The sequence below is a fragment of the Pseudomonas sp. NFACC43 genome, assembly GCF_900119645.1.
Classification (GTDB): domain Bacteria; phylum Pseudomonadota; class Gammaproteobacteria; order Pseudomonadales; family Pseudomonadaceae; genus Aquipseudomonas.
In genome coordinates this window covers 84,213-96,245 of record NZ_FPKK01000006.1, presented here as the reverse complement: position 1 = coordinate 96,245, position 12,033 = coordinate 84,213, and the positions used below count along the sequence as shown (strand labels likewise).

The 12,033-nt window shown below is 63.5% G+C and carries 10 protein-coding genes; all 10 read left to right on the top strand.

Annotated elements, in window-relative coordinates; translation table 11 throughout:
- The first annotated feature begins 76 nt into the window (after positions 1-76).
- The 10 genes from BT179_RS12370 (at position 77) to BT179_RS12325 (ending at position 11,945) form a co-directional block, all read left to right on the top strand.
- On the top strand, positions 77-1,543 hold the full coding sequence (locus tag BT179_RS12370; RefSeq protein WP_072397946.1) for a purine-cytosine permease family protein: 1,467 nt from the start codon (positions 77-79) through the stop codon (positions 1,541-1,543).
- Positions 1,544-1,613: 70 nt separating this feature from the next.
- On the top strand, positions 1,614-2,582 hold the full coding sequence (locus tag BT179_RS12365; protein ID WP_072397947.1) for an ABC transporter substrate-binding protein: 969 nt from the start codon (positions 1,614-1,616) through the stop codon (positions 2,580-2,582).
- A gap of 71 nt (positions 2,583-2,653) precedes the next feature.
- Positions 2,654-3,505, top strand: coding sequence for an ABC transporter permease (locus tag BT179_RS12360; protein ID WP_003196893.1), 852 nt, complete (start codon positions 2,654-2,656; stop codon positions 3,503-3,505).
- Positions 3,502-4,332 (top strand): quaternary amine ABC transporter ATP-binding protein, encoded by an 831-nt coding sequence (locus BT179_RS12355; RefSeq protein WP_072397948.1) that lies wholly within the window; start codon positions 3,502-3,504, stop codon positions 4,330-4,332. The genes BT179_RS12360 and BT179_RS12355 overlap by 4 nt, the downstream gene beginning before the upstream one ends.
- A 97-nt stretch (positions 4,333-4,429) precedes the next feature.
- The gene (gene hutH / locus BT179_RS12350; protein WP_072431675.1) at positions 4,430-5,953 is read left to right on the top strand and encodes a histidine ammonia-lyase; all 1,524 of its coding nucleotides are present in this window, start codon (positions 4,430-4,432) and stop codon (positions 5,951-5,953) included.
- Between the two features lie 113 nt (positions 5,954-6,066).
- Complete coding sequence (gene hutH, locus BT179_RS12345) at positions 6,067-7,599, top strand: histidine ammonia-lyase (RefSeq protein ID WP_072397950.1); 1,533 nt, start codon at positions 6,067-6,069, stop codon at positions 7,597-7,599.
- Between the two features lie 109 nt (positions 7,600-7,708).
- The gene (gene hutI / locus BT179_RS12340; protein ID WP_072431674.1) at positions 7,709-8,911 is read left to right on the top strand and encodes an imidazolonepropionase; all 1,203 of its coding nucleotides are present in this window, start codon (positions 7,709-7,711) and stop codon (positions 8,909-8,911) included.
- 11 nt (positions 8,912-8,922) lie between these two features.
- Positions 8,923-9,726, top strand: a complete 804-nt coding sequence (gene hutG, locus BT179_RS12335) for an N-formylglutamate deformylase (protein WP_072431673.1) — start codon at positions 8,923-8,925, stop codon at positions 9,724-9,726.
- Positions 9,727-10,033: 307 nt separating this feature from the next.
- On the top strand, positions 10,034-10,981 hold the full coding sequence (locus BT179_RS12330) for a choline ABC transporter substrate-binding protein (RefSeq protein ID WP_072431672.1): 948 nt from the start codon (positions 10,034-10,036) through the stop codon (positions 10,979-10,981).
- 52 nt (positions 10,982-11,033) lie between these two features.
- Positions 11,034-11,945: an alpha/beta hydrolase gene (locus BT179_RS12325; protein ID WP_256343839.1), complete on the top strand. Its 912-nt coding sequence runs from the start codon at positions 11,034-11,036 to the stop codon at positions 11,943-11,945.
- Positions 11,946-12,033: the final 88 nt, after the last annotated feature.

The following is a 12,033-nucleotide window of genomic DNA, read 5'->3' as shown; positions in this document are numbered from 1 at the left end:
CCGCCCGGAGCAAGCTCGCTTCCACAGGGGAAGTAGCAGCGCAATGAATTCCAGAACAATCCACAGAGGTTGAACCATGGCTGTCACCAGCACTCGCGCAAGCAGCAAGCCGTTGATCGAGCGACGCTCGATCGACTATATCCCGGAAGCGGAGAGACACGGCCGATTGTTGAGCCAGTTCACCCTTTGGATGGGGGCCAACCTGCAAATCACTGCCATTGTCACCGGTGCATTGGCGGTGGTGCTGGGGGGGGATGTGTTCTGGTCGTTGATCGGCTTGCTGATTGGCCAGGTACTGGGCGGTGGCGTCATGGCCTTGCATGCCGCGCAAGGGCCCAAGCTTGGCCTGCCGCAGATGATCTCCAGCCGGGTGCAGTTCGGTGTCTATGGGGCGGCGATCCCGATCGTACTGGTGTGCCTGATGTACCTGGGCTTCACGGCGACGGGCACCGTGCTTTCCGGCCAGGCGCTGGGGCAGTTGTTCGGCGTCAGCGACAGTGCGGGCATCCTGATCTTCGCCAGTGTCATCGTGCTGGTGACGGTGCTGGGTTATCGGGTGATCCACTTCATCGGCCGGGTCGCCAGCGTCATTGGCGTCATTGCCTTCGTTTACCTGTTCGCTCGCCTGATCAGCCAGACGGACGTTGGCGCGCTGCTGCAGATCCGCCATTTCAGCTGGAGCAGCTTCCTGCTGGCGGTGTCGCTCGCGGCTTCCTGGCAGATCGCCTTCGGCCCCTACGTGGCTGACTATTCGCGTTACCTGCCGAGCAAGACTTCCTCGGTGAAAACCTTCTTTGCCGCAGGCGCCGGTTCGGTCATCGGCGCACAGGTGGCGATGATCCTCGGCGTATTTGCCGCCGCCTCGGCCAACGGGCAGTTCGCGGGCCATGAAGTGGCCTACATCGTGGGCCTGGGCGGTACCGGCGCCACCGCTGCGCTGCTGTACTTCAGCATCGCGTTCGGCAAGGTCACGATTTCCACCCTGAACTCCTACGGCAGCTTCATGTGCATTGCCACCATCATCAGCGGTTTCAGGGGGCACCTGAACGTCACGCGCCTGCAACGCCTGGTCTTCGTAGTGTTCATCGTGGGCGCCGCGACGCTGATCGCGCTGCTCGGTCAGCACTCGTTCCTTGGTGCGTTCAAGTCCTTCATCCTGTTCTTGCTGGCGTTCTTCACGCCCTGGAGCGCGATCAACCTGGTGGACTACTACTGCATCACCCGCGAGCGCTATGACGTGCCGGCCCTGGCCGACCCGAACGGCCGCTACGGTCGTTGGAATGGCCTCGGTATCAGCGTCTACGCAATAGGTGTCCTGATTCAATTGCCGTTCATTGCCACCAAGTTCTATACCGGTCCGCTGGTGGCGGCCATGGGCGGCGTGGACATTTCCTGGATCATCGGCCTGGTGGTTCCGGCGGCGCTGTATTACATCGCCGCCAGGAAATGGCACAGCGCAGTACCCGATCGATTGATCCTGCCGGTCGAGCAGGACACGGTTGACGCACAACCGAGCAGGGCGGGTCGCATTCAAGCGGCCTGATGGGACGTTGACAGGGCTGGATGCCTCTTGACTGCCGTATGCCAATCCAACTGATTAGGAGCGTCACACAATGAAATCGAACAAGACCCTGCTGACCACATTGCTGTCCATGGGCCTGCTGGCCAGTGCCGGCGCCACGCAGGCGGCCGGTTGGTGCGAGTCGGGCAAACCGGTGAAGTTCGCCGGCCTGAACTGGGAAAGCGGCATGTTGCTGACAGACGTCCTGCAGGTGGTGCTGGAAAAAGGCTACGACTGCAAGACCGACAGCCTGCCGGGCAACTCCATCACCATGGAGAACGCCCTGAGCAGCAATGACATCCAGGTATTCGCCGAAGAGTGGGTCGGTCGCAGCGAAGTGTGGAACAAGGCCGAGAAGGCCGGCAAGGTGGTGGGCGTCGGCGCTCCGGTCGTCGGCGCCATCGAAGGCTGGTACGTACCGCGCTATGTGGTCGAGGGCGACGCCAAGCGCAAGCTCGAAGCCAAGGCGCCGGGTCTGAAGAACATCGCGGACCTGGGCCAGTACGCCGCCGTGTTCAAGGATCCGGAAGAGCCGTCCAAGGGCCGTTTCTACAACTGCCCGGCCGGCTGGACCTGCGAGCTGGACAACAGCGAAATGCTCAAGAGCTACGGCTTGGAAAAAACCTACACCAACTTCCGTCCAGGCACCGGCCCGGCCCTGGATGCCGCAGTGTTGTCCAGCTACAAGCGTGGCGAGCCGATCCTGTTCTACTACTGGTCGCCAACGCCACTGATGGGCCAGGTGGACCTGGTGAAACTGGAAGAAAAGCCGGGCGTGGACAAGAGCGTGACCATCAAGGTCGGTCTGTCCAAGACCTTCCACGACGAGGCTCCGGAGCTGGTGGCCGTGCTGGAAAAGGTCAACCTGCCCATCGATATCCTGAACCAGAACCTGGGGCGCATGGCCAAAGAGCGGATCGAGTCGCCAAAACTGGCGAAGATCTTCCTCAAGGAACATCCTGAAGTCTGGCACGCCTGGGTCAGTGAAGACGCAGCCAAGAAAATCGACGCGGCTCTGTAGGTCGAATGCTACCCGGCCGGCTGCAGGGCTGGCCGGGACGTTCACCGCATCCACTTGATCGAGAGTCTCTTATGTTTCCCGAAAGCTTTACCTTCTCCATCGCCGATTGGGTCAACGGTTGGGTCGACTCCCTGGTGACCAACTATGGCGATGTGTTCCGGCACATCTCCGACACCCTGCTGTGGGCCATCGTCAACCTCGAAGGCCTGCTGCGCATGGCACCCTGGTGGCTGATGCTGGCCATCGTCGGCGGCATTGCCTGGCACGCCACGCGCAAGGTCGTGGCCACGGCAGTCATTGTCGGCCTGTTGTTCCTGGTGGGTGCGGTAGGCCTGTGGGACAAGTTGATGCAAACCCTTGCCCTGATGCTGGTAGCGACGCTGATCTCGGTGTTGATCGGCATTCCCCTGGGCATTCTCTCGGCGCGCAGCAATCGCCTGCGTTCGGTGCTGATGCCGTTGCTGGACATCATGCAGACCATGCCGAGCTTCGTGTACCTGATTCCGGTGTTGATGCTGTTCGGCCTGGGCAAGGTTCCGGCGATCTTCGCCACGGTGATCTATGCCGCGCCGCCATTGATCCGCCTGACCGACCTGGGCATTCGCCAGGTGGACGGCGAAGTGATGGAAGCCATCAACGCCTTCGGCGCCAACCGCTGGCAGCAGCTGTTCGGCGTGCAATTGCCCCTGGCCTTGCCGAGCATCATGGCCGGGATCAACCAGACCACCATGATGGCCCTGTCGATGGTGGTCATCGCCTCGATGATCGGCGCCCGTGGCCTGGGTGAAGACGTGCTGGTGGGCATCCAGACCCTCAACGTCGGACGCGGCCTGGAGGCCGGGCTGGCCATCGTGATTCTCGCCGTGGTCATCGACCGCATTACCCAGGCCTATGGTCGTCCTCGGCACGAGGTGAGCAAATGAGCAACGCAGCCGTCAGCAAGATCGAAGTCAAGAACGTCTTCAAGATTTTCGGCAACCGTTCCAGGGAAGCCCTGGAACTGATCCGCCAGAACAAGACCAAGGACCAGGTGCTGGCCGAGACCGGTTGCGTGGTGGGTGTGAACGACCTGTCGCTGAGCATCGGCACGGGCGAGATCTTTGTGATCATGGGCCTGTCCGGCTCCGGCAAATCCACCCTGGTGCGCCACTTCAATCGCCTGATCGATCCCACCAGCGGGGCGATCCTGGTGGACGGCGAAGACATCCTGCAACTGGACATGGACGCCCTGCGTGAATTCCGTCGGCACAAGATCAGCATGGTGTTCCAGAGCTTCGGCCTGTTGCCCCACAAGAATGTGCTGGACAACGTCGCCTACGGCTTGAAAGTGCGTGGCGAGAGCAAGCAGGTGTGTGCCGAGCGGGCGCTGCACTGGATCAATACCGTGGGCCTGAAGGGCTACGAGAACAAGTACCCGCACCAGCTCTCCGGCGGCATGCGTCAGCGCGTGGGCCTGGCCCGGGCGTTGGCGGCGGACACAGATATCATCCTGATGGACGAAGCCTTCAGCGCCCTCGACCCGCTGATCCGCGCGGAAATGCAGGACCAGTTGCTGGAGCTGCAGAAGACCCTGCACAAGACCATCGTCTTCATCACCCACGACCTCGACGAGGCCGTGCGCATCGGCAACCGCATCGCGATTCTCAAGGACGGCAAGCTGATCCAGGTGGGCACGCCGCGCGAGATCCTGCACTCGCCGGCAGATGAGTATGTCGATCGGTTCGTGCAGCGCAGGGCTGCGGTGGTTTGAAGGGTTTGTGGTGGCAGGGCCGGCCCTATCGCGAGCTTGTTCGCGATAGGGCCGGCCCAGCTGCATCAATATTCAAGTCGTACAGACGAGGTTGAGGATGTCCAAGGCTGAAAAAATCGTAATCACCGGTGCCCCGTTGCGCTGGCAGGACGTCGTCGCCGTCGCCCGCTTCGGTGCCGAGCTCGAGCTGTCGGCCCAGGCCTGGGCGCGGATCGACAATGCCCAGGCCATCGTCCAGCGCATCGTCGAAAGCGGCGAACGCGCCTATGGCGTCAACACCGGCCTGGGCGCCTTGTGCAACGTCTCGCTCAAGGATGAACAGCTCAGCCAGCTCTCGCGCAACACGCTGCTCAGCCATGCCTGTGGCGTGGGCGCGCCGCTGTCCGACGAGCAGACCCGGGCGATTCTCTGCGCCGCCATCATCAATTACAGCCAGGGCAAGTCCGGCATCCACCGGCGGGTGGTAGAGGCACTGCTGGCGCTGCTCAACCGGGGCATCACGCCGCAAGTACCGTCCCAGGGTTCGGTGGGCTACCTGACCCACATGGCCCATATCAGCATCGCGCTGCTGGGCGTCGGCCAGGTCAGCTATCGCGGCCAGATAGTCACGGCGCAACAGGCCCTGGCCGCCGAAGGCCTGAAACCGGTGCAACTGGGGGCCAAGGACGGTCTGTGCCTAGTCAACGGCACGCCCTGCATGACCGGCCTCAGCTGCCTGGCCCTGGCCGATGCGACGCGGCTGCTGCAGTGGGCCGATGTGATCGGTGCCATGAGCTTCGAGGCCCAGCGTGGCCAGATCGCCGCGTTCGATGGCGAGATCATTGCCCTCAAGCCGCACCCCGGCATGCAGCAGGTGGGAGTCAACCTGCGGGCCTTGCTGGCGGGCAGCGAAGTCATCGCCTCCAGCCTGGGCATCCGCACCCAGGATGCCTTGAGCATCCGTTCGATTCCCCAGGTACACGGTGCCGCTCGCGATCAGCTGGCCCATGCCCGCAAACAGATCGAAACCGAACTCAATGCCGTGACGGACAATCCTCTTCTGTTGGGCACGCCAGACCATTTCCGGGTGATGTCCCAGGCCAACCCCCATGGTCAATCCGTGGCCCTGGCCGCGGATCTGCTGGCGATTGCCATGGCCGAGATCGGCTCCATCGCCGAGCGCCGCCTCGATCGCCTGATCAACCCCCACGTCAGCGGACTGCCGGCCTTCCTGGTGGCCAATCCGGGGGTGAACTCGGGGATGATGATCGTGCAATACGTCGCGGCGTCGCTGTGCGCGGAAAACCGTCAGTTGGCGCAACCGGCGGTGCTCGACAACTTCGTCACCTCGGGCCTGCAGGAGGATCACTTGAGCATGGGCACCAATGCCGCCCTGAAACTGCATCGGACGCTGGAAAACTGCACGCAGATCCTCGCCATCGAATACCTGCTGGCGGCCCAGGCCTTCGAATTCCTCAAGACCCAGCGCTTCGGCGCAGGCACCGACATTGCCTGGAGGCTGCTGCGCGAACGTGTCCCGGCCTATGACCAGGACCGCTGGCTGGCGCCGGACATCGCCAGCGCCGCCGGGCTCCTCAAAGACCCGAATGTGCTGCACAACGTGTTACCGAATTTGAACTGATCAAAAAGCGCCAGCGTGCCAAGGCGCCATCGCCCAAAAAGCGAGGGTGACGGATAACGGAACATTCCGGAGCGACTGGCGGGTTAAAACAAAACTCTCAAAAGGAGCAATAAATGACTGCCTTGAACCTGATTCCCGGCCAATTGAGCCTGGCTCAATTGCGCGACATCTATCAACAGCCGGTGACCCTGAGCCTGGACGCCAGCGCTTCGGCGCAGATCGAAGCCAGCGTTGCCTGTGTGGAGCAGATCCTCGCCGAGAACCGTACCGCCTATGGCATCAATACCGGTTTCGGCCTGCTGGCCTCGACCCGCATCGCCAGCGCGGACCTGGAAAACCTGCAGCGTTCCCTGGTGCTGTCCCATGCCGCCGGCGTGGGCGAGCCCATCAGCGATGCGTTGGTGCGGTTGATCATGGTGCTCAAGGTCAACAGCCTGAGCCGGGGGTTCTCCGGGATCCGCCGGCAAGTGATCGATGCGCTGATCGCCCTGATCAATGCCGAGGTCTATCCGCATATTCCGCTCAAAGGCTCGGTCGGTGCGTCCGGTGACCTGGCGCCCCTGGCCCACATGTCCCTGGTGCTGCTGGGCGAAGGCAAGGCCCGCTACAAGGGCGAATGGTTGCCGGCCGTCGAGGCGCTGAAGGTAGCCGGCCTCGCACCGCTGACCCTGGCCGCCAAGGAAGGCCTGGCGCTGCTCAACGGTACCCAGGTGTCCACGGCCTTTGCCCTGCGTGGCCTGTTCGAAGGCGAGGACCTGTTCGCCGGGGCCCTGGCCCTGGGCAGCCTGACGGTGGAAGCGGTGCTCGGTTCGCGCTCGCCGTTTGACGCGCGCATCCACGCTGCCCGTGGGCAGAAAGGCCAGATCGACGTTGCTGCGGCGTATCGCGATCTGCTGGGCGAGCGCAGTGAAGTCTCCGATTCGCATCACAATTGCGACAAGGTCCAGGACCCGTACTCCCTGCGTTGCCAGCCGCAAGTGATGGGCGCCTGCCTGACCCAGTTCCGTCAGGCCGCCGAGGTGCTGGTGATCGAGGCCAACGCGGTGTCGGACAACCCACTGGTGTTCGCCGCTGAAGGCGACGTGATCTCCGGCGGCAACTTCCACGCCGAGCCGGTGGCAATGGCTGCTGACAACATGGCCCTGGCGATCGCCGAAATCGGTTCCCTGAGCGAGCGCCGTATCTCGCTGATGATGGACAAGCACATGTCGCAACTGCCGCCGTTCCTGGTGGGCAATGGCGGGGTGAACTCCGGCTTCATGATTGCCCAGGTCACCGCGGCGGCCCTGGCCAGCGAGAACAAGGCGCTGTCCCACCCTCACTCGGTGGACAGCCTGCCGACCTCGGCCAACCAGGAAGACCACGTCTCCATGGCGCCGGCCGCCGGCAAGCGTTTGTGGGAAATGGCCGAAAACACCCGTGGGATTCTCGCCGTGGAATGGCTGGCGGCCTGCCAGGGGCTGGACCTGCGCGGCGGCCTGAAGACCTCCGCGAAACTGGAGCAGGCCCGCGGGCTGCTGCGTGCAGAAGTGCCCTTTTATGAGAAGGACCGCTTCTTCGCGCCGGACATCAATGCCGCCAGTGAGTTGTTGGCGAGCCGTTGCTTGAACGAACTGGTCATGGCGCAGTTGTTGCCGAGCCTGTAAGGGCCTCATCGCGAGCAGACTCGCTTCCACAAGGATTTCTGATGAACTCAAAACCTTGTGGGAGCGAGCTTGCTCGCGATTCGATTTTGAATGCGACGAGGAAACCGGGATGAAAACCCTCTGGCAAAACTGCCACGCCGCCACCATGGCCCAGGGCGTCTACTCGATCATCGAAGACGCCGCCATCATCACCCAGGGCGAGCATATTCAATGGATCGGTCCCCGTGCCCAACTGCCGGCGGGTGACTACCCGGCGGTCACGGACCTCAGGGGCGCCTGGGTGACCCCGGGGCTGATCGACTGCCATACCCATACGGTGTTCGGCGGCAACCGCAGCGGCGAATTCGAGCAGCGCCTGCAAGGCGTCAGCTATGCCGAAATCGCCGCGGCCGGTGGCGGTATCGCCAGTACCGTGCGTGCCACCCGGGCCGCCAGTGAAGACGAGCTGTTCGCCAGCGCCGCCAAGCGCCTGAAAAGCCTGATGCACGACGGCGTGACCACGGTGGAAATCAAGTCCGGCTACGGCCTGGACCTGGCCAGCGAGCGCAAGATGCTGCGGGTCATCCGTCGCCTCGGCGTCGAACTGCCGCTCAGCGTGCGCAGCACGTGCCTGGCGGCCCACGCCTTGCCGCCGGAGTACGTCGACCGCGCCGACGACTACATCGAGCACATCTGCGCGGAGATGCTCCCGGCCCTGGCGGCCGAAGGGCTGGTGGACGCGGTGGATGCCTTCTGCGAATACCTGGCCTTTTCCCCGGCGCAGGTCGAGCGCGTGTTCATCACGGCCCAGCGATTGGGCCTGCCGGTGAAGCTGCACGCCGAACAACTGTCGTCGTTGCACGGCTCAAGCCTGGCGGCCCGGTACCAGGCGTTGTCGGCCGATCACCTGGAGTTCATGACCGAAGACGATGCCAGGGCCATGGCCGAGGCGGGCACCGTGGCGGTGTTGCTGCCGGGCGCGTTCTACTTCCTGCGTGAAACCCGGCTGCCGCCCATGGATGCCTTGCGCAAGCACGGGGTGAAGATCGCAGTGGCCAGCGACCTCAATCCCGGCACCTCGCCGGCCTTGTCGCTGCGTCTGATGTTGAACATGGCCTGCACCTGTTTGCGCATGACACCGGAAGAGGCCCTGGCCGGGGCGACGATCCATGCGGCCCAGGCCTTGGGCATGGCCGCCAGCCACGGCTCCCTGGAAGCCGGCAAAGTCGCGGATTTTGTCGCCTGGCATATCGACCGCCCGGCGGATCTGTCGTACTGGCTGGGTGGCGAACTGGAAAAACGCGTCGTGCGTCACGGCGTTGAAATCGATTGAGGAGAGCGGTTGTGGAAAAGGTCCTGAATTTCAAGCAAGGGCGCGTGCCGCTGTTGATCAGCATGCCGCACGCCGGCCTGCGCCTGACCCCGGCGGTGCAGGCCGGATTGATTCCCGAAGCCCAAAGCCTGCCAGACACCGACTGGCATATTCCCAGGCTCTACGAGTTTGCCTCTGAACTGGGCGCCAGTGTCCTGGCTGCCGAATATTCGCGGTTCGTCGTCGACCTGAACCGCCCCTCCGACGACAAGCCGATGTACGTCGGTGCTACTACCGGCCTGTACCCCGCGACGCTGTTCAACGGCGTGCCGCTGTTTTGTGAAGGCCTGGAGCCGTCCGCCCAGGAGCGGGCGACGTATCTGCAGCAGATCTGGGTGCCCTACCATCAGACCCTGCAACAGGAGTTGGCCCGGCTCAAGGCCGAGTTCGGCTATGCCCTGTTGTTCGATGCCCACTCGATCCGCTCGGTGATCCCGCACCTGTTCGACGGCAAGCTGCCGGACTTCAACCTCGGCACCTTCAACGGCGCCAGTTGCGACCCGACACTGGCCAGCCGGCTCGAAGCCATCTGCGCCGAGCACGGCGGTTTCACCCACGTGCTCAATGGGCGTTTCAAGGGCGGCCACATCACCCGGCACTACGGCAACCCGGCCCAGGACATCCACGCCGTGCAACTGGAGCTGTGCCAGAGCACCTACATGGACGAGTTCGAACCGTTCAACTACCGCCCGGATCTGGCGGCGCCGACCCAGGTGGTGCTCAAGCAATTGCTGGAAGGCTTGTTGGCGTGGGGGCGGCAGGCTTACAGAAAATAAACACCGCGCGGTACTGCTGTGGCAAGGGGATTCATCCCCGCTGGGTCGCGAAGCGGCCCCAAACGGATGTCTTCCTGTGACTTGACTGGTTGGACTGAGAGCTTTCGGGACTGCGGCGCAGTCCTGCGGGGATAAATCCCCTCGCCACAGGATTGTGTTTGTCCTTGAGCCACGTACGGGAACTGTCGCCACCGTGCAAAACCGAGTCGCCACAGGTCACCTTTACCCCCTCGGCGCTGCGTACTGTTTCGGTACGGTGCACAAAGACACCGGCCCACAATAATCCGCTGCCGCCGAGACCTTCCCGATGAAAAGACTGTTCAAGCGCTGTCTATCGATCTTCTGCGGTACCGTCATGCTGGGCACCGGGGCGATGGCCGCCGAGCCGGCGTCCTGCCAGACCGTGCGCATGGGCGTGGTCAACTGGACCGACGTGATCGCCACCAGCGGCGTGGCCGATGTCCTGCTCACGGGCCTGGGGTATGAAAGCAAGCAGACCAGTGCTGTGCAGCAGATCATCTTCGCGGGCATCCGCGACAAGCGCCTCGACATATTCCTGGGCTACTGGAAGCCGGCAATGGACAAGAACATCGCCCCGTTCCTGGCCGCCAACCAGGTGAGGGTGCTGGAAAAGCCGAGCCTGGCCGATGCCCAGGCCACCCTGGCGGTGCCTGACTATGTGGCGGCGGCGGGGCTCAGGACGTTTGCCGACATCGCCCGGTTCAAGGACCAGTTGGGTGGCAGGATCTATGGCATCGAGCCGGGCAGTGGAGCCAACACCACCATCAAGACCATGATCGAGACCAACCACTTCGGCCTCAAGGACTTCAAGCTGATCGAGTCCGGTGAGGCGGGCATGCTGGCGGCGGTACAGCGGGCCGTGAATCGCAAGGAATTCGTGGTCTTCGTCGGCTGGACCCCGCACCCGATGAACATCAACATGAACATCACCTACCTGACCGGCAGCGAAGATGTCTATGGGCCGAACGAAGGTGCTGCCACCGTTTCCACCGTGACCGCGCCGGACTATGCCCAGCGTTGCCCGAACGTGAACCGGCTGCTGGAAAACCTGACCTTCACCGCCGCCCAGGAAAGCCAGCTGATGGTGCCGATCATGGAGCGCAAGACACCCCAGGACGTCGCCCGGCAATGGTTGCGGGACCATCCCGAAGACCTCCAGCGCTGGCTGGCCGGCGTGACCAGTTTCGACGGCAAGGACGGCGTGGCGGCGGTGCAGGCCAGTCTCAAGCCATGATGCCTCATCATTGAGGCGTCCTACCCAAGGATATATCTGGTGGTCCCCTGTCATGGCTTATCCACTCTCCCCGGCAATGTCCGCCTTCGTCCGCAAGACCCGGAGTTTCAGCAGCCCGGACGGCGGCATCGCCGGCATGCGCGAGGGCTACGACCGGATGTGCCGGGCGTTCACCCCGCCGCGCCCGGAAGGGTTGATGGTCGATGATTTTGAGCTGGCCGGCGTGGCCGTGCGGGTTTATCACCCTCGGATCGAGCCACCCTGCGAAGGCTGGCCGTGCATGCTCTACCTGCACGGAGGCGGTTGGGTGGTGGGGAACCTGGACTCCCATGACTTCATCTGCATGGAACTGGCGGCCGAGCTGGGGATACTGGTGCTGGCGGTGGACTATCGCCTGGCCCCGGAACATCCATTCCCGGCGGCCTTCGAGGATTGCCTCGACGTGTGGCACCGGCTGGCAGCCGCTCCTCTTGCCATCGATCCCAGGCGCCGGTGGGTGGCCGGGGACAGTGCCGGGGGCAACCTCGCTGCTGCGATTTGCCTGGCCCTGCGTAATGGCGGTCAGCCGCTGCCCCAGGGCCAGGTGCTGATCTACCCCGCCCTTGGCGGCCCTGCCGACTTGCCCTCGCGCCGCGAATGCGCCGACGCGCCCCTGCTGAGCAGCGACGACCTGGACGACTGCCAACAGCTTTACCTGGGCGGCGCCGCGCCGTCGCCCTACGCCATGCCATTGCTCGCCGCCGACCTGGCTGGCCTGCCGCCGGCGCTGGTCATCGTGGCGCAATGGGATCCGCTGCGTGACGACGGCATCCTCTACAGCGAGCGGCTGAACGCCGCAGGAGGCAATGCCGTGCTGTATGTCGGTGACGGTCTGGTCCACGGCTGCCTGCGTGGCCGCAACCAGGTGCCGGAGGTCGATCGGATGTATCGCACGCTGCTGGCATACCTGGCTGACACGCTTTGACTTCGCGGGGACATGCTCATTAAGGTAATTCGGGTTTATGATGCCGGACGGCAGACTAAATAGAAGTCCCCACAGGGATGACTCGACC